16 protein-coding genes are annotated in these 17652 nt (G+C 46.3%); 11 read left to right on the top strand and 5 right to left on the bottom strand.

What is annotated here, in order from left to right; genetic code table 11:
- Positions 1–228 precede the first annotated feature (228 nt).
- The 5 genes from NC99_RS20145 (at position 229) to NC99_RS20125 (ending at position 5127) form a co-directional block, all read left to right on the top strand.
- Entirely contained in the window at positions 229–939 is a 711-nt protein-coding gene (locus NC99_RS20145) for a superoxide dismutase (RefSeq protein WP_053188311.1), read from the top strand.
- Between the two features lie 62 nt (positions 940–1001).
- The gene (locus NC99_RS20140; RefSeq protein ID WP_082326607.1) at positions 1002–1772 is read left to right on the top strand and encodes a Rossmann-like and DUF2520 domain-containing protein; all 771 of its coding nucleotides are present in this window, start codon (positions 1002–1004) and stop codon (positions 1770–1772) included.
- 3 nt (positions 1773–1775) lie between these two features.
- Entirely contained in the window at positions 1776–2306 is a 531-nt protein-coding gene (locus tag NC99_RS20135) for a KdsC family phosphatase (protein ID WP_053188307.1), read from the top strand.
- Entirely contained in the window at positions 2291–2887 is a 597-nt protein-coding gene (locus NC99_RS20130) for a Maf family nucleotide pyrophosphatase (RefSeq protein ID WP_239684492.1), read from the top strand. The genes NC99_RS20135 and NC99_RS20130 overlap by 16 nt, the downstream gene beginning before the upstream one ends.
- A 92-nt stretch (positions 2888–2979) precedes the next feature.
- Positions 2980–5127, top strand: a complete 2148-nt coding sequence (locus NC99_RS20125) for a S46 family peptidase (protein WP_053188303.1) — start codon at positions 2980–2982, stop codon at positions 5125–5127.
- A gap of 174 nt (positions 5128–5301) precedes the next feature.
- On the opposite strand, the gene NC99_RS20120 is transcribed toward NC99_RS20125, so the two are convergent.
- Entirely contained in the window at positions 5302–6285 is a 984-nt protein-coding gene (locus NC99_RS20120; protein ID WP_053188302.1) for a hypothetical protein, read from the bottom strand.
- Positions 6286–6379: 94 nt separating this feature from the next.
- Complete coding sequence (locus NC99_RS20115) at positions 6380–7351, bottom strand: hypothetical protein (RefSeq protein WP_053188300.1); 972 nt, start codon at positions 7349–7351, stop codon at positions 6380–6382.
- Positions 7352–7392: 41 nt separating this feature from the next.
- Here NC99_RS20115 and NC99_RS20110 point away from each other — a divergent pair, with 41 nt between their 5' ends.
- The 4 genes from NC99_RS20110 to hutH all read left to right on the top strand — a co-directional run bounded on the left by NC99_RS20110 (position 7393) and on the right by hutH (position 13113).
- Entirely contained in the window at positions 7393–9468 is a 2076-nt protein-coding gene (locus NC99_RS20110; RefSeq protein ID WP_053188297.1) for an acetate--CoA ligase family protein, read from the top strand.
- 176 nt (positions 9469–9644) lie between these two features.
- Entirely contained in the window at positions 9645–10001 is a 357-nt protein-coding gene (locus NC99_RS20105) for a DUF4870 domain-containing protein (protein ID WP_053188294.1), read from the top strand.
- Positions 10002–10089: 88 nt separating this feature from the next.
- Complete coding sequence (hisS, locus tag NC99_RS20100) at positions 10090–11454, top strand: histidine--tRNA ligase (RefSeq protein WP_053188320.1); 1365 nt, start codon at positions 10090–10092, stop codon at positions 11452–11454.
- 162 nt (positions 11455–11616) lie between these two features.
- Positions 11617–13113 (top strand): histidine ammonia-lyase, encoded by a 1497-nt coding sequence (hutH, locus tag NC99_RS20095; RefSeq protein ID WP_053188292.1) that lies wholly within the window; start codon positions 11617–11619, stop codon positions 13111–13113.
- 98 nt (positions 13114–13211) lie between these two features.
- Here the strand turns inward: hutH and NC99_RS20090 are convergent, their stop codons facing one another.
- Genes NC99_RS20090 through NC99_RS20080 form a run of 3 tightly spaced genes read right to left on the bottom strand, consistent with a single transcriptional unit; the run spans position 13212 to position 14759 of the window.
- Positions 13212–13676 (bottom strand): hypothetical protein, encoded by a 465-nt coding sequence (locus NC99_RS20090; protein ID WP_157625105.1) that lies wholly within the window; start codon positions 13674–13676, stop codon positions 13212–13214.
- 23 nt (positions 13677–13699) lie between these two features.
- Positions 13700–14164, bottom strand: coding sequence for a hypothetical protein (locus NC99_RS20085; RefSeq protein WP_053188286.1), 465 nt, complete (start codon positions 14162–14164; stop codon positions 13700–13702).
- Positions 14165–14213: 49 nt separating this feature from the next.
- Positions 14214–14759 carry an RNA polymerase sigma factor gene (locus NC99_RS20080; protein ID WP_053188283.1) on the bottom strand — a complete coding sequence of 182 codons (546 nt, stop codon included), beginning with the start codon at positions 14757–14759 and terminating at the stop codon, positions 14214–14216.
- Between the two features lie 233 nt (positions 14760–14992).
- On the opposite strand from NC99_RS20080, the gene ychF reads away from it, so the two are divergent.
- On the top strand, positions 14993–16093 hold the full coding sequence (ychF, locus tag NC99_RS20075; RefSeq protein ID WP_053188282.1) for a redox-regulated ATPase YchF: 1101 nt from the start codon (positions 14993–14995) through the stop codon (positions 16091–16093).
- A gap of 208 nt (positions 16094–16301) precedes the next feature.
- Positions 16302–17612, top strand: coding sequence for a sodium:proton antiporter (locus NC99_RS20070; protein ID WP_053188279.1), 1311 nt, complete (start codon positions 16302–16304; stop codon positions 17610–17612).
- Positions 17613–17652 lie beyond the last annotated feature (40 nt).

Raw genomic sequence — 17652 nt, 5'->3', positions numbered from 1 at the left:
AGTTCGTTGAACACTCTCTTCTATGCCTAAGAATTCCCTCTGGGAAATGAAGATCCCATCAACAATTCTTCGTGTTTTCGTTCCTTTGTGTTCAAATTGGATCTTACAAACGCTCTCGCCCTCCCACATTCTCCCGTTTAGCCGATCAATCTGGTTTTTTGGCGGCAATAAAAAACATTCGTGCAGTCATTTTGTTGTGTTTAAAGTAAATAGAAAAGTTTAGATATTATGGAACGAAGAAATTTTATCAATTTGGTAGGAACAGCTGCTGTTGCCGCTCCACTTTTTGGAGGTGCTTTGGCTGCTTGCAGTAGCGAAAGTAAACAAGCGGTTTTTGAAGGGCACAAGTTTCCCGATTTGCCTTACGGGTACGATGCGCTTGAACCGTATGTTGATGCGCAAACCATGGAGTTGCACTACGATAAGCACCACCGCGGATATTTCGGTAAGTTTACCGATGCTATTGCCGGAACTGACCTGGAGAAAACGCCGATGCCGGAAATTTTTGCCAAAATTGATCAGCAAAGTGATGGCGTGAGAAATAATGGCGGCGGCTTTTATAATCACCAGTTGTTTTGGGAAAACATGACTCCGGAGCAAACGGCGATGAACGAAGAACTGAAAGCAGCTATTGAAGCTGATTTTGGATCGGTCGATGCCTTGAAAGAGGAATTTGGCCAGGCAGCAAAAACACAATTTGGAAGTGGCTGGGCGTGGCTATCGGTTGATGCCAATGGCAAGTTGTTTGTGTCGTCCACACCAAACCAGGATAATCCGCTGATGAACGTGGTGGAAAAACAAGGAACACCAATCCTGGCACTCGATGTGTGGGAGCATGCCTATTACCTGCATTATCAAAACCGTCGCGCCGATTATGTCGACAATTTCTGGAACATTGTCAATTGGGAAGTGGTTGGCATGCGCTATCAAAACGCTTAAATGGAACCGGTTTTTAACCGGTTTTTTTGTTTCTTTGGGTGGCGAAATCGAAAAGCTCAACTATGATTCAGAAAATTGTATTGGTTGGTTCGGGTAATTTAGCCACGCAGTTGGGAAAAGCCTTTCGGAAGAATGGACTGGATGTGGTGCAGGTTTACAGCCGAAGCGAAAAAGCAGCCAAAGCGCTTGCCCATGTTTTGGAATGTCCGTACACCACCAAGCTCGATGAATTGGTGCAATGCGATTTGTGCGTGGTTTCGGTAAAAGATGATGCGCTGGAGACGGTGCTGCGGCAAATTCAACTCGAAACAACCGTGGTGCATACGGCAGGAAGTATTCCGATGGAGCTGCTGTCTGGTTATTTTGAAAAGTTCGGTGTATTTTACCCTTTGCAAACTTTTTCGAAACAGCGGGATGTCGATTTTTCAAACATTCCCATTTGTTTGGAGGCCAGTTCTGATGACGTTTTTTCCGACCTGCAGGCTTTGGGCAAAAAGCTTTCCACTTCGGTTCAGCCGGTCAATTCTGAGGAGCGAAAGGTTCTGCATCTGGCAGCGGTGTTTACCTGCAATTTCGTCAATCATTGCTATCGCATTGGCGACTCCATGTTGGAAGAAAAAGGACTCCGTTTCGATTTGCTGAAACCGTTAATCCAGGAAACCGCTCAAAAAGTCATGGGCATGAAACCCATCGACGCGCAAACCGGGCCAGCAGTGCGCATGGATGAGACGATTATAAACAAGCACCTGGATTTGCTGGCCGATCATTCCCGCCAAAAAGCAATCTATCAATTGATGACTGAAAGCATTTACAAAACTCAAAATACCAAGTAAAGTATGGCCTTTTTCAAAGACAAACTAAAAACGATAAAAGCACTAATCTTTGATATTGACGGCGTGTTGTCGCTCGATACCATGGTTTTGAATGAAGCCGGTGTGCCGGTACGCACCGCCAATGTAAAAGATGGTTATGCGCTTCGGAATGCACTGAATATGGGTTACCAAATTGGGATTATTACCGGCGGAAACCTGGAGCAGGTCCGAACTCGTTATGCTAACCTTGGGGTGGGATATATTTACATGGGTGTACGCGATAAAATGGAATGTCTGAATGACTTTATGCTAAAAACCGGTGTTCAGGCAGATGAAGTGCTTTACATGGGCGACGATTTGGTCGATTACCAGGTGATGCAGGCCGTTGGCGTAGCCGTTTGCCCCTTGGATGCGGTCAGCGAGATTAAAGAAATTTCTTCTTATATTTCGGATAAGAAAGGGGGCGAAGGCTGTGCCCGCGATATCATTGAGCAAGTGATGAAAGCTCAGGATACATGGATTAATGAACATTCATATTATTGGAGATCAATTTAATGGTACCTCAAAACTTACAAAAATATCAACTGATTCTGGCATCGAAGTCACCACGACGCCAACATTTACTAAAAGAACTGGGGCTTGATTTCCAGGTTCATGTTTCGGATGTTGAAGAATATTTTCCGCCGGAACTTGGGATGACCGCTATTCCGGAATACCTGGCTGAGTTAAAAGCTACGGCCGTTCGGAAAAACTTACCCGAAAACAGTCTGGTGATCGCTGCCGACACCATTGTGTGGAAGGATGAAGAAGTCCTTGGCAAACCCGGTAATCGGGACGAGGCCATTCAAATGCTTCAACATTTATCATCGAGCCAGCACCAAGTTATTACCGGAGTCAACATCCAGTCGGCTACCAAAAAATATTCCTTTCATGCGGTTACTGCCGTTTGGTTTGACGAACTGACCGATGCGGAAATCGAGTACTATGTTGATCGTTTCAAGCCCTACGACAAAGCCGGTGGTTATGGAATTCAGGAGTGGATTGGTTTTGTTGGCGTGAAGAAAATTGAAGGGTCTTTCTTCAATGTCATGGGCCTTCCGGTGCATAAAGTCTACCAATTTCTGAAAGAATTTTAATTGATAAATTGTTGCTAGTGTGTACTACAACGTTGTTTCTGTTTCGATAAGCGTTTTGTAGTGTCCGTTTTCTGCCGAAAAATTACTGATTGATGAGAAAATTATTCCTGTTTTTTATTGCCACCGTTTTAAGTGTTTCCGCCTCGGCCAAAGAGGGGATGTGGATTCCCACCTTACTCGAAAAATATAACATCGACGAAATGCAGGAGATGGGCTTTCGCCTGACTGCTGATGATATATACAGTGTAAACCAAAACAGTTTGAAAGATGCGGTGGTCATTTTTGGGCGCGGATGTACCGGAGGAATGATTTCGGATCAGGGCTTGTTGCTGACCAATCATCACTGCGGATTTTCAAATATTCAGTCGCACAGTTCGGTGGAACAGGATTATTTGTCTGATGGATTTTGGGCCATGTCGCAGGGTGAAGAATTGCCGAATCCCGGATTGACCGCCAAGTTTCTGGACCGGATGGTGGACGTGTCGGATTCTGTTTTTGCGGGAACCACGGGTTTGGAGGGCGATTCCCTTCAGCAAAAATTAAACGAAAACATCAGTCGTATTCAGCGCGAAGCCACAGAAGATGGAAAATTTGAGGCAGTTGTAAAACCCTTGTTTTTTGGGAATCAGTATTTTTTGTACACTTACCTGGTTTTTCAGGATGTTCGTCTGGTTGGAGCACCGCCGCAGTCGGTTGGTAAGTTTGGTGGCGACACCGACAACTGGATGTGGCCCCGCCATACCGGCGACTTTTCCATTTTCAGGGTGTATGCCAATGCGGATAATGAGCCCGCGTCGTATTCGCCGGATAACGTTCCTTACCGGCCAAAAAAATGGTTGCCCATTTCGCTTGATGGCGTTCAGCCCAACGATTTTATGATGCTGATGGGTTATCCGGGAACCACGCAGCAATACTTGCCATCGCAGGCGGTTGAACTGATTCAAAATCAAAGCAACCCCGACCGCATCAAAATAAGGACGACCATTCTTGATATTTTCGACAAGCACATGGCTGCCGATCCCAAGGTGCGCATTCAGTATGCGTCGAAGCATGCCCGGACCAGCAATTCGTGGAAACGCTGGAAAGGTGAAATACGGGGACTGGATCGTTTGCAGGCGGTGGAGCAAAAGAAAGCCTTTGAAGCAGACTTCGAGGTCTGGTACATGCAAAACGATACGCTCGAAGCAACGTATGCTCCGGTGCTGCCCCAATTCGAAAAATTGTACGTCGACCTTCAGCCATACGAAAAAGCGTATCATTATTACCAGGAGATTGTTTTTAAGGGAATCGAAATATTTAAGCTGGCGGACTTCTTTCCGCGAAATGACCGGGGGTGGAACCGGGTGGATGAAGCTCGTCACGACATGGTACGAAAGGCCCTGGCGATAAAAGTGGCTGATTATTTTGATGATTATGACCAGGCCACCGATCAGGAGCTTTTTGTGGAGCTGCTCCGAATGTTGAGAAATGACTTGGATGAAAGTTTTCTGCCCGACGACTTGACGAAACTGTTGGCTAAATTCGATGACGACAAGTTGGTGCGTAGGGTGTATGCCAAATCGGTACTGGCCGATCAGGAAAAGTTACAGCAAATGATCTCAGAATTTGATGGTAAAAAAATTAACAAGTTGCAAAAGGACCCGGTAGTCGAATTGTTTCAGGCATTGAAGCAACACTATCAGCGGAATATTGAAAACGTCCACCAGGAGATACAGGAGAATATCAGCACCGTTCAGCAAAAATACATGAAGGGGATCATGTTGATGGAGAAGAATTTTCAATTGTACCCCGATGCCAATTTCACGCTGCGTGTAGCTTACGGCCAGGTGGAAGGCTACCAGCCCCGCGATGGTGTAAACTACCGCTACTATACCACCCTGGCAGGGATTATGGAGAAAAACAATCAGGATATTCCGGATTACCAGATTCCGGATAAGTTACGTGAGCTGTACAATGCCGGCAATTTTGGCGAATACGAAACCAATGGCGAGGTTCCGGTGGCTTACACGGCATCCATTCATTCTACCGGAGGCAATTCCGGAAGCCCGGCAATCAACGCCCGTGGACAATTGGTTGGCCTTAACTTCGACCGGTGTTGGGAAGGCACCATGAGCGACATCATGTTCGATCCCGATCAGTGCCGGAATATTATGCTCGATGTTCGCTACATGTTGTTTATCGTCGATAGGTTTGCCGGAGCTGGTTATCTGATTGATGAAATGGAGCTGGTTTCGGAATAGCTTAGTTTCCAGTCGCAGCTACAAATTCCAAATTCCAGAATCCAGCATCAAGTCGCAGTGAACCGTCGCAGTAGGCAGAAAGAAATCAGCTTCAAGCCGCAAGTTGCCAGCATCACGCATCAAGAATCGAATATCATCGAGCATCAAGCATCGAGTATCAAGCATCCAGTCCGATCAATTTCCAAACTGGTAAATCAGCGACAATTGTTGCGACTGATCCAAGTCGTTGCCTTCAATCAGGTGAAAAGAAAGATTGAAACGGCCTTCAATATGTTTACTCTTGATGAACCGCCAAATCACATCGGTGCGCCAGTAGCTGTCCACATCGTAAAAACGGTCGCCATTCATCATGTTGTGCCCGTCGCCAAAGTGCAAGGCTGACCGTAGGGCAAATTTCTTCACTTCGCCATAAGATTCAGCTAGAATACTGGTCGAATTCAGGTACTCGTTCATCACATGACGTTCGCGATATTTTGAGTGGAGCAAACCCAGTTTGAAATAGGAATTGTGCAATGGCAGCAGCTGGTCCAAATCGGAGCCCAGAAAGAACGCTGCGCCTAGGTTGTCGTGGATGTTTTCGCCTTCGGGCCGAAGCGCTGTGCCTGCATAGTGAAATAGGGTGATGTAATTTTGAAAGAAGATCATTTGATGGCGCATTTCTCCTGAAAAACCGGCCATAAAGGTTTCGCGCGTGGTTTCAGTTTGATGGCCGGTCCAGTCCACAAAGCCGCTTTGATGGCCCCAATCCCAGCTGTATTTTCCATATAATCCTTCGATGTTGGGGCGGTAATATAAAAAGGTGTCGGTGATTAAGGCCAGCGGAAAATCAATCAGCCCCATACGCGGGAAGGCGCCAAAATAAAATTCTGCTTGCTTGTCCGAGTAATGGTAGTAAGCTGTCAGCTTGGGTTTTTGGTCATCGATTTCGCTTCCAAATTCAAACAAATGGCTCAGCCCAATTCGAAATTCGTGCTTTTCTTCCAGGGTAGTTCCCACCACAAAACTGGTTCGTTCTCCCAAAATGGTTTGCGAATTGGCGACGCCGCTAAAATACTCCCGGTTATCACCGATGCCGTGAAATAAAACATCGTATTCAAATTTTTGAGCAAAGCCAGTTATGGCCGTAAAAAGAAGAGTAAATAGTAGGATTGCACGCATGATTTCTTCGTGTTGAATGGTTTATCCGAACCATCTTTTTGGTCGTTTTACAAAGGAATAATAAAATTTTGAATTATAGGAGCTCCGCTGGCGGTCAATCACACAGAATATACATATCCCTTTTTGGGTTGATGCAAAGTACCGGCAAGTGATTGGCTTTTTTGATGATTTTTGCTTCGGGCAAGCCAATGATCAGGTCGATCAGGCTGATGTTCTTGCTGGAAGGCATGATCAGCAAATCGTGTTGTTTGTCATGGCAACGCTGCAGAGCGTCGAACGGTAAGCCAAAACTCCCTTTGCTACTATTTTTGATTTGAAAGCCGAGCTTCAAGTTGGCAAGCAAATGTTTGATGAACTTCACATTTTTACGAATCATGGTGGCGTTTTCCTTGTTTTTTTCTGTCGCAGGGAAAATGGTCACATCGGCTTTGTTGAAACGGGCAAAATAGCTGGCCCATAGCGAGGTGTCTTTCATCACTTTTCTGAAATCGACTGGCAGCAGTACATTTTTGTAGCGAAGCGATTCGGGCTGATGCCCGTTGACAAACAAAAATGGGATTTGGCTGATTTGCAATGCGGGCAACTTGGTTTTCACTTTTTCCGAAGTCAATACCAGCATAATGCCATCATACTGTTCCGCAATCCGGTCAATGCAGCCCGTCAGCTCACCCTTGAGCGTCAGGCTGGAAATGGGAATGTCCGGCAGATCTTTTTTCAGCAAGTGGATGATCTCGGACAGTGCTTTTTGAGCAGCCAGCTTTTCGGCTTTCCCTTTGTTCTGTAATGGATGAAACAGGCACAATTCCTTTCTGAAAATATTGGACATTTGTACGCCGTGAGCAATCGCGTCGTTCATCGACTCCGAAAAGTCGCAGAGAACCATAATCCGTTGTTCGGTAAGATTTTCCATTTCATTGCCAAAACTATAAAAAAATGTCAAACCCAAAATGAATTCCATTTTTCCAATTTCTGATCTCTTCTTCTTTTTCTTCTTCTCCTTTTCCTTTTCCTTCTCCTGCCCTTTGCCTAACAGATCATGATTCACCTGAATAATATCAGCAGCCATGAGCAGGGAATTTGTATTTTTGATGAAAATAAACCGAATTTATGCTGACACGAGAACTCATCTGGCCCGAAAGTATTGTCGTAGTAGGCGCGTCAAACGATGTTTCCAAGCCCGGAGGCAAATTGCTTAAAAACTTGCTGGATAATCATTTCGAAGGCGATTTGTATGTGGTGAATCCTAAAACCGAAGTGGTTCAGGGAATCAAAGCCTACCCGTCGATCGACGAGTTGCCGGAAGTGGAAACGGCGGTGCTGGCTGTTCCGGCCCGGTTTTGCCCCGAAATGGCCTTGCAGCTGTGCCGCGATAAAAAAGCGAAGGGCATCATCATTATTTCGGCAGGTTTTAGCGAAGAATCCGAAGCAGGACGGCAGCTGGAACAACAGATTGTCGAAACAGTAAATCGCTACGGGGCTTCACTCATTGGACCCAACTGCATTGGCATTATTACGCCGGCGCATGCCAGTGTTTTCACCACGCCGGTTCCCAAGCTCGACCAGATGGGTTGCGATTTTATTTCCAGTTCGGGTGCCACGGCTGTGTTTATCATGGAGTCGGGCATTCCGAAAGGCCTGCATTTTGCCAGCGTTTTTTCGGTGGGCAACTCGGCCCAGGTTGGGGTTGAAGATGTGTTGGAGTTTATGGACGAGGTGTTCGACCCCAAAACCAGCACCCGGGTCAAATTACTTTATATTGAAAGCATTCAAAATCCGGACAAATTACTGAAGCATGCTTCTTCACTCATTCGAAAAGGCTGTAAAATTGCGGCTATCAAAGCCGGCAGCAGCGATGCCGGGAGCCGGGCGGCTTCATCGCACACTGGGGCCATGGCTAGTTCCGATTCGGCAGTTGAAGCCTTGTTTCGAAAAGCCGGAATCGTCCGTTGCTACGGACGCGAGGAGCTGACAACGGTTGGCTGTGTGTTTATGTGCAAGGAAATGAAGGGCAAACGCATGGCCATCATTACTCATGCTGGCGGCCCTGCGGTAATGCTCACCGATGCGCTCGAAGCAGGTGGATTGAAGATTCCCCAGATTCAGGATTCGCCTCAAAAGGAGCAGTTGAAAGACCAGCTGTTTCCCGGTTCATCGGTTGAAAATCCCATCGATTTTCTGGCCACCGGCAATGCCGAGCAGTTGGGCGCCATTATTGACGCCTGCGACAACGACTTTAAAGAAGTGGATGGCATGGCGGTCATCTACGGAAGTCCGGGGCTTTTCCCGGTGGGCGATGTCTACGAAGTGCTGAACAGCAAGATGCACACCTGCAAAAAGCCGATTTATCCGATTCTGCCGTCGGTGATCAACGTCAGCGATGATGTGGCTTATTTCCTGTCCGAAGGGAATGTGAACTTTCCTGACGAAGTGTTGCTCGGGCGGGCTTTGGCCAAGGTGGCCAATACGCCGAAGCCACACACCGACGAGATTTTTCTGGATGGCGTGGATATTCCCGAAATCCGGCGCATTGTGGATCAAGCCTCGGACGGCTACCAGCCGCCCGAAATTATTCACCGCCTGTTCGATGCGGCTGGCATTCCCCGGGTACAGGAGCTGGTGGTCAAAACGCCGGAGGAAGCCTTGCAGGCAGCAGAACAACTGGGCTGGCCCCTGGTGATGAAAGTCATTGGGCCGGTTCATAAAAGCGATGTGCGGGGCGTGGTGCTCAATGTGCACGATCAGGAAACGGTGCTGCATGAGTTTAACCGGCTGATCAACATCCCGGAAACGGAGGCGGTACTGATGGCTGAAATGGCTTCCGGGATTGAACTGTTTGTGGGGGCAAAATACGAGAATCGCTTCGGGCATATCGTCCTGTGCGGCATGGGCGGAACCATGGTCGAAGTGCTGAAAGATGTGACCTCCGGATTGGCTCCGTTGGGTATCTGCGAAGCATCGTCCATGATCAAAAACCTGAAATCGTACCAAATTATTAAAGGCTACCGGGGACAGGAAGGGGCCAACCAGCGTAAGTTTGCGGAAATTATTGTGCGTTTGTCGAGCATGTTGCGCTTTGCTGTCGAGATTAAGGAAATGGACATCAATCCACTCTTGGGCAAAGGCGACCGGATTCTTGCCGTCGATGCGCGGATTCGCATAGAGAAAAATCTTCCGCTCGATTGATATTCGCCGTTCGCAATAGAGCATATTGAAGCAGCAGAAGGGAATACTTTATATTTTCTATCAAATAGCTTTGCGACAGCCTTGCCGAGTTTTGCGGCAACAAGGAATACGCCATATTCCCAAACCGACCTTTGATTTTCGTGATGACTTCCCTAACTTGCACAAAAAAATAACTTATGCATAGAATTATAGATGATCGCGACGAACGCATGTGGGGCATGCTTTGCCACCTGGCTGCTTTTGCCGGCCTGGTTATTCCGGTTGCCGGAAATATTGTTGGCCCCTTAATTGTTTACCTGATGAAAAAAGACGAATATGGCTTTGTGGATGACCAGGGCAAAGAATCTTTGAATTTCCAAATCACGGTAACAATCCTGATTTTCATTTCCGGAATTCTGGTCGTCATTGGTATCGGACTGCTACTTCTGGCCGTGATTGGTATTGCAGCCTTGGTTTTTACCATCATTGCAGCCATTAAAGCCAACGAGGGCGAATTTTATCGCTATCCGTGGTCAATTAAGTTTCTGAATTAAGAAATGTTGAAAAAAAATGAAAACAGCCGGATCCATTCCGGCTTTTCTTGTTTTTAGTTACTTTTGCAGTTCGAATAAAAAACAGACTATGGCTCAGAAACCCTCGATTCCAAAAGGAACACGCGACTTTTCACCGGTAGAGATGGCTCGCCGGAACTATATTTTCGATACGGTGAAGGAAATTTTTCAGCGCTACGGCTTTCAACCCATTGAAACCCCGGCGATGGAAAACCTGTCGACCCTGATGGGAAAGTATGGCGAGGAAGGCGACAAGCTGCTGTTTAAGATTCTGAATTCAGGCGATTTTATTTCGAAAGTGGACGAGCAGGAGTTGCAGGAACGCAATAGCATCCGGTTGACCAACAAGATTTCGGAGAAGGGCTTGCGCTACGACCTGACCGTGCCTTTTGCCCGCTTTGTGGTGCAGCATCGTAACGACATTTCCTTTCCGTTCAAACGATATCAAATTCAGCCGGTTTGGCGCGCCGACCGCCCGCAAAAAGGGCGCTACCGCGAGTTTTACCAGTGCGATGTGGATATCGTCGGAAGTAATTCGCTGCTGAATGAACTGGAGTTGGTTCAAATTATCAACGATGTTTTCAACCAACTGCGAATCAACACGGTGGTAAAAATCAACAACCGGAAGATTTTGGCGGGCATTGCTGAAACCATTGGCGAATCCGACCGCATCATCGACATTACAGTGGCCATTGACAAGCTCGACAAAATTGGCTTGGAAAAAGTAAACCTCGAACTGCTTGAAAAAGGGGTATCGCAGGAAGCTGTCGATAAGTTGCAACCCATTTTGAAGTTGAGTGGCTCGAATGCCGAAAAGCTCGATCAGATTGAGGCCGTAATTGGAGCTTCAGCAGTTGGTAAAAAAGGGGTGGACGAGATGCGGACGTTGTTTGCATACCTGTCAGGATTCGAGCTGAACGCCGAGGTGGAGCTGGACTTAACCCTGGCCCGTGGGCTGAATTATTACACCGGCGCTATTTTCGAGGTGAAAGCCAAAGATGTGCAAATTGGCAGCATTTGTGGTGGTGGCCGCTACGACGACCTGACCGGCATTTTTGGTATGCCCGACGTGTCGGGTGTGGGCATTTCGTTTGGCGCCGATCGTATTTATGATGTGATGACGCAATTGGAACTGTTTCCTGAAGAAGCCGTTGCTTCAACCAAAGTGCTGTTTGTCAATTTTGGTGAAAAGGAAGAAGCCTATTGCTTGCCGATTTTGGCTAAGCTGCGTGCCAGCAAGGTCAATGCCGAGATTTATCCGGAGCCTGCCAAAATGAAAAAGCAAATGACCTGGGCTGATCGAAAGCAAGTGGCTTCTGTGGTCATGGTTGGCGAAGAAGAAATTGCTCAGGGGAAAGTGACCCTGAAGAACATGAAAACCGGGGACCAACAATCGGTTACGCCCGAAGAGCTGATAAAAATCCTTTCTGAATAAGCTGAATTTAACGTTCTTGCGGATATGTGGTCTGCAAGAACAAAACTAATTGGACGTGATGACCGGCCTGTAAAGGCCTTTGGTTGCGACACCCGCTGCCCATGAAGTGGACGCTTTCTTTTTTGATGTGTAATTGTTGAACGATTAAAAACGAAAAAAAAGATGGAGTCTACTATTCATACGATCAGTCCTGCACCGCTCAGCTTCAAAATCATCGAAGACATTCTGGAAGAAAAGAAAAAGCTGGTTCTTTCTGATGAGTCGGTCGCGTTAATTCAAAAATCAAAAGCTTTTCTCGATCAAAAACTGGCCGAAAGTGAAGATCCGATCTACGGAATCAATACCGGTTTTGGCGCCTTGTGCGACATTAAAGTGTCGAAGGCCGAGCTGAGCAAACTTCAGGAAAACTTGGTGGTTTCGCACGCCTGCAACATTGGCGACGAAATTCCGCAAGATGTTGTCCGGCTCATGCTGTTGCTAAAAGCACACGCGTTGGCCAAAGGCAATTCGGCCGTGCAATTGAAAACCGTTCAGCGGATTCTGGATTTGTTTAATGAAGATATTTTGCCCGAAGTTTTTGAGCAGGGATCGCTCGGCGCCAGCGGCGATTTGGCACCCCTGGCCATGTTGTTTTTACCGCTGCTCGGGCTGGGAACCGTCAATTATCGCGGACAAAAAGTGATGGCCGCTGACGTGCTGTCCGAAAAAAGCTGGGAGCCTGTCCGATTGGAAGCCAAAGAAGGGCTCGCACTTTTAAATGGCACCCAGTTTATGAGTGCCCACGGTGTTTACACTTTGCTGAAAGCCTTCAAAGTAGTGAAATATGCCGATGTCATTGGCGCGATTTCGCTCGATAGTTTCGATGGTTTGATTGAACCTTTTATGGCGCAAGTGCAGCAAATTCGTCCGCATGCCGGGCAGATTGACACGGCCGAGAATTTTCGCAAGCTGCTTGAAGGAAGTGAGCTGATCAACCGAAAAAAGGAGCATGTGCAGGATCCATATTCGTTTCGCTGCATTCCGCAGGTTCACGGTGCCGTGAAGGACACGGTTGACTATGTATCACGCGTTATCGAAACGGAAATCAACTCAGTGACCGATAACCCAACAGTCTTTCCCGATGATGATTTGATTATCAGCGGAGGAAACTTTCACGGCGAGCCTTTGGCGCTGTCGCTCGACTTTTTAGCCATCGCGCTTTCCGAGTTGGCCAGCATTTCCGAGCGGCGAACCTACCGCCTGATTTCCGGGGAGAGAGGATTGCCTGAGTTCCTGGTGGCTGATCCGGGTTTAAACTCCGGCTTTATGATCCCGCAGTATGCCGCGGCTTCCATTGTGAGCCAGAACAAGCAATTGTGCACTCCGGCTTCGGTTGATTCCATTCCGTCGTCGAACGAGCAGGAAGACCACGTGAGCATGGGGGGCAACGCCGCTACAAAAGCATTGAAAGTGACCGACAATGTGCTGAAGGTTTTGGCCATTGAGTTGTACAATGGTGCCCAGGCCATGCAGTTTCGAAAACCGCTGAAGACATCGGCCTATCTGGAAGATTTCCTCGCGGAATATCGGAGACATGTTCCGTTTGTTCGCGAAGATTGCCTGATGTATGAGGGAATTAATGAAACGATCGCTTTTCTGGAACTTGGAAAATTTGTCTAAAAAAAAAGAGGCTGTCCTTTTCAAACAGCCTCTTTTTTTCTTGTATTTTCTATCTGATCGACGAGAAATTTGAATCTCCCAAAAATCTGATGATCCATTTAGCGTTTGTCGTCTTTCTGCTTATCCTTGTATTCTCTGAGCATGTGCGACCGAAAATCATTTTCCATGTCGTAAAGCATTACCACCTTTTTGGCCGGCAACACCTCGAAAAACTTTTCGTTATAGTCTTTCATCAGATCAGCTTCTTTTTGAAAGAGGCCGATAAAGTCCACGGTAATCTTTTTGAGCTGTTCCTGGTTCAGGCCTTCAAGCTTGTCCATCGTTTCCCATTCCATTTCTCGTCTTTTCATATGAATTTCGAAGCGTTTTTCTTCAAATTCATTGTAAACAGGCCAAAATTTCTGTGCTTCGCCCGGCGTGAGCTCAAGTTTTTGCGTCAGAAATGCAACCTTCTCGGCTTTAATTTTCTGGATCCAGTCTTCGCTGTGTTTTTTATTGGGTTGCGCCATTAAAAAACCGGATGCTGTGGCTATTGTTAGAAAAAATAAAATAAGTCTTTTCATTTTTTAAATTGATTTTATGACGGTCAATTGGCTAATTCAGCATAGATTTCAGCTTCATTCATCTCGAAAGCTAAATAGTCAAGCATATCTTGTTCATTTACTTCAACTTCAGGTGTTTCCTCTTCGGCACTAAAAAGATCGTAATACGAGTGTGTCAAGCCAGTCAGGTATGAAATCACCAAATCGTTCTCGTTCACCGTTGTTGTGTCTGCCGGTATCTCGGTATTTTTTGCCAGGTAATTGGGCAGAAATACGCTTAACGGATAATAAACCAACATGAAGATGAGCGCGAAACTGGCGGCCATGGCGAGCATGGGCTTCATCATCCGGATCAGTTTTCCCTTGGATGATACCGGTGAACTTTTATCTGCGATTCTGGCCTCGATTCGATCTTCCAGCGTGTCAAAATAACCATCCGGCACCCTGAATGGAGGTTTCGAAGGTCGATTTTGCAATGCATTCCCTATGTTTTTCTTTTCGTTCATCATTCGCTTTGACTCTATGAATTTAAAAAAGTTTAATGCCGGTCGTTTCCGCCTACTCTTCTGATTTCAAATACTCCTCAATCTTTTTAACGGCGTGATGATACGATGCTTTCAAAGCACCAGCCGATGTTTCCAGTATTTTCTCCATATCCTGATATTTAATGTCGTCGTAATAGCGCATGTTAAAAACCAGGCGTTGCTTGTCGGGCAAGCGGGCAATGGCTTTTTGCAGGCGGTATTGAATATCGTCGCCATCGAAGTAGGGATCGGTTTGTAAGTTTTCGATGATATAGTCATTGGTTTCCTCCGAAGTGACAAATGCCCGTTTCTTTTTCTGGCTAAGGAAAGTCAAAGACTCGTTGGTTGCGATGCGGTATAGCCAGGTAAACAAGCCAGATTCCTCGCGAAACCCGTCGATGTTGCGCCAAACCTTGACAAAGGTATTTTGTAAAACATCATCGGCATCCTCATGGCTAAGCACTATTTTCCGAACGTGCCAGTACAGGCGCTCCTTGTACAGGGATACCAAGCTGCGGAAAGCAGCTTGTTTGGTACTTTCGTTCTTCAGTTCAGCTAAAATTTGCTGGTCGCTTTTCATGGATTAACCGGATGATTCAACTCAATAGAGTGCATTATGCAGCCATTGTTTAACCAGATGTGTGATTTTAACAAAACTTTAGCATTTATTCGTCAAAAGGAAACCGGAACTGAATTCGTCAGTTTCGGCTCGCCGTGCTGCTTTGTTAAATCATGATCGCTCCAGATAAATGGATGTCCAAAAATAGTCAAAAAGGATTAACTTTGCCGCTCAATTTTTAAGAAGAAAACAACATGGCTTTAAAGTGTGGAATTGTTGGACTTCCGAATGTGGGAAAGTCAACCTTGTTTAATTGTTTGTCGAATGCCAAAGCGCAGTCGGCCAATTTTCCGTTTTGTACCATCGAACCCAATATTGGAGTCATTACGGTACCCGATGACCGGTTGATTAAGTTGGAAGAGTTGGTAAAGCCTCAGCGAGTGGTGCCTACAACCGTTGAAATTGTTGATATTGCCGGTCTGGTTCGCGGAGCCAGTAAAGGAGAAGGATTGGGTAATAAATTTCTTGGAAACATACGGGAAACTGATGCCATTATTCATGTGCTGCGTTGTTTCGAAAATGAAAACATCACGCACGTTGATACAACAATAAACCCGGTTCGGGATAAGGAAACCATTGATATTGAGTTGCAGCTGAAAGATTTGGAAACGGTGGAGAGCCGGATTGCCAAGGTTGAAAAGCAAGCAAAAACAGGCAACGACCCCGAAGCCAAACGCATGTTTAAGGTGCTGTCAATGTATAAGGAGGTGCTGATTCAGGGAAAATCGGCGCGCACGCTGGAGTTGGACGAAGCTGATGCCAAACTTGGGCGCGAACTGCAGCTGCTGACCAATAAGCCCATTCTCTACATTTGCAATGTGGATGAAGCGGCTGTTGTGAAGGGCAATGCATACGTGGAAGCGTTGAAAGAGGCCATCAAAGATGAAAATGCCGAAATGCTGATGATTGCTGCAGCAACCGAAGCTGACATTGCCGAGTTGGACGACTTTGAAGAGCGTCAGCTGTTTTTGGAAGATTTGGGTTTGAAGGAATCGGGTGTCAATAAGCTGATTAAATTAGCCTACAGATTGCTGCAGCTGGAAACCTACTTTACCGCAGGTGTGAAAGAGGTTCGGGCTTGGACCTATAAGCGGGGTTTTAAGGCACCACAAGCTGCGGGGGTTATTCATTCCGATTTCGAAAAAGGCTTTATCCGTGCCGAAGTGATAAAGTACAACGATTTTGTTGCTCTGGGGTCGGAGCAAGCCTGCAAGGAAGCTGGCAAAATGGCCATCGAAGGAAAAGATTACGTGGTGCAGGACGGTGACATTATGCATTTCCGTTTTAACGTGTAGTGTTAATTTTATTTGAAGATATTGGAAGGGACTTTTGTCCCTTTTTTTGTCCCTGTCAGGCATAAAATCAGGGATTTTGGGGTCACGATTGTGTAAAATGACAACCTTCAAAATGAGTCTGTCCTGATCTAATTGATATATAATAGGATGTAGTTGGAGAATATTTTTTATTTTCGGCCTCAAATAAAAAATTAATAGAATCTGACTTATGAACCATGGAACTGTAGAAAGTATGCCCTTGTGGCTATCCTTGCCGTTTGTGGCTATGTTGCTGTTTATCGCAATAGGTCCTTTGTTTTTCCATCACTGGTGGGAGGAAAATAAAAATAAGTTGAAAATTTCGTTGATTTTGGGTGTTCCGCTGGCAATTTTGCTGGTTGTGCGGGGCCTTCATCATGAATTAATCCACCAGATGTTGTTCGATTACGTCCCCTTCATTATTCTGCTGGGGGCGCTGTTTGTCATTACCGGTGGCATTCACCTCAAAGGTGATATTGAAGCCAAGCCAACGGTCAATACCTTGTTTTTGGCAATTGGTGCCGTGCTTGCGTCGTTTATGGGAACAACCGGTGCAGCCATGTTGCTTATTCGTCCGGTGATTAAAACCAACTCCGAGCGGAAGTTTAAAGTGCACACCATCCTGTTTTTTATTGCCATTGTGGCCAATGCAGGTGGCATGTTGACTCCGCTGGGCGATCCACCACTGTTTTTGCTGTACCTGCGAGGCGCGCCGTTCTCCTGGTTTTTTGGACTTGTAGGTCCCTGGCTGTTTGCCAATGCGCTGCTGTTGGTCATCTACTTCCTGCTCGACAGCTATTACCACAAAAAAGAGTCGGTGAAGGCTATTGTGGAAGATCGCACGCATATTGAACCTATCCGTTTAAAGGGAAATCTCAATTTTGTTTTTCTGATTGGTGTGGTGCTGGCCGTTGCTTTTCTCAATCAGCAATACATTCATGCCATTCATGAAAACCATTACCTGGGCTTTATTCGCGAAGGGGTGATCTTGCTCATGGCAATTTTATCGCTGGTTTTTACCAACAACAACATGCGTTACCAGGAAAATAAGTTTACCTGGGGGCCAATTATTGAAGTGGCTTACCTTTTCCTGGGTATATTTATTACCATGGTTCCGGCCTTGCTGTACTTGAGAGAAAACGCACATTCGTTTGGACTATCAACTCCTACGCATTTTTATTATGCAACCGGAACTTTAAGTGCGTTCCTCGACAATGCGCCGACGGCTGTGTCGTTTCATAACCTGGCCCTGGGCATGGTCGACCAGTTTGGAGCCAGCGCTTTGGTTGCTCATATTCCTGAAGTGTTGCTAAAAGCGATCAGCTTGGGGGCCGTGTTCTTTGGTGCCATGACCTACATTGGTAACGGACCAAACTTTATGGTGAAAGCCATTGCAGAGGAAAACAAAATAGAGATGCCGAGTTTCTTTGGTTATATCGTGAAGTTTTCGCTCACCGTTCTTTTACCTGTATATATCGTAACCCAATTGATTTTCCTGTAAGAAGAGAAAATTCGGATTATAAATATTAAGGAAGCAGCTC

This window comes from Sunxiuqinia dokdonensis, from assembly GCF_001270965.1.
In the GTDB taxonomy this organism is placed as follows: Bacteria; Bacteroidota; Bacteroidia; order Bacteroidales; family Prolixibacteraceae; genus Sunxiuqinia; species Sunxiuqinia dokdonensis.
The sequence above is the reverse complement of the archived record's forward strand: the minus strand, read 5'-3'. Positions and strand labels throughout refer to the sequence as shown.

Bases quoted from the DNA above. Each gene is read 5' to 3' on its own strand.
- NC99_RS20115 (WP_053188300.1), bottom strand. From the start codon at position 7,351: ATGGCTGCTGATATTATTCAGGTGAATCATGATCTGTTAGGCAAAGGG.
- hutH (WP_053188292.1), top strand. From the start codon at position 11,617: ATGGAGTCTACTATTCATACGATCAGTCCTGCACCGCTCAGCTTCAAA.
- NC99_RS20145 (WP_053188311.1), top strand. From the start codon at position 229: ATGGAACGAAGAAATTTTATCAATTTGGTAGGAACAGCTGCTGTTGCC.
- NC99_RS20085 (WP_053188286.1), bottom strand. From the start codon at position 14,164: ATGATGAACGAAAAGAAAAACATAGGGAATGCATTGCAAAATCGACCT.
- hisS (WP_053188320.1), top strand. From the start codon at position 10,090: ATGGCTCAGAAACCCTCGATTCCAAAAGGAACACGCGACTTTTCACCG.
- ychF (WP_053188282.1), top strand. From the start codon at position 14,993: ATGGCTTTAAAGTGTGGAATTGTTGGACTTCCGAATGTGGGAAAGTCA.
- NC99_RS20120 (WP_053188302.1), bottom strand. From the start codon at position 6,285: ATGCGTGCAATCCTACTATTTACTCTTCTTTTTACGGCCATAACTGGC.
- NC99_RS20140 (WP_082326607.1), top strand. From the start codon at position 1,002: ATGATTCAGAAAATTGTATTGGTTGGTTCGGGTAATTTAGCCACGCAG.
- NC99_RS20090 (WP_157625105.1), bottom strand. From the start codon at position 13,676: ATGAAAAGACTTATTTTATTTTTTCTAACAATAGCCACAGCATCCGGT.
- NC99_RS20135 (WP_053188307.1), top strand. From the start codon at position 1,776: ATGGCCTTTTTCAAAGACAAACTAAAAACGATAAAAGCACTAATCTTT.
- NC99_RS20110 (WP_053188297.1), top strand. From the start codon at position 7,393: ATGCTGACACGAGAACTCATCTGGCCCGAAAGTATTGTCGTAGTAGGC.
- NC99_RS20080 (WP_053188283.1), bottom strand. From the start codon at position 14,759: ATGAAAAGCGACCAGCAAATTTTAGCTGAACTGAAGAACGAAAGTACC.
- NC99_RS20105 (WP_053188294.1), top strand. From the start codon at position 9,645: ATGCATAGAATTATAGATGATCGCGACGAACGCATGTGGGGCATGCTT.
- NC99_RS20125 (WP_053188303.1), top strand. From the start codon at position 2,980: ATGAGAAAATTATTCCTGTTTTTTATTGCCACCGTTTTAAGTGTTTCC.
- NC99_RS20070 (WP_053188279.1), top strand. From the start codon at position 16,302: ATGAACCATGGAACTGTAGAAAGTATGCCCTTGTGGCTATCCTTGCCG.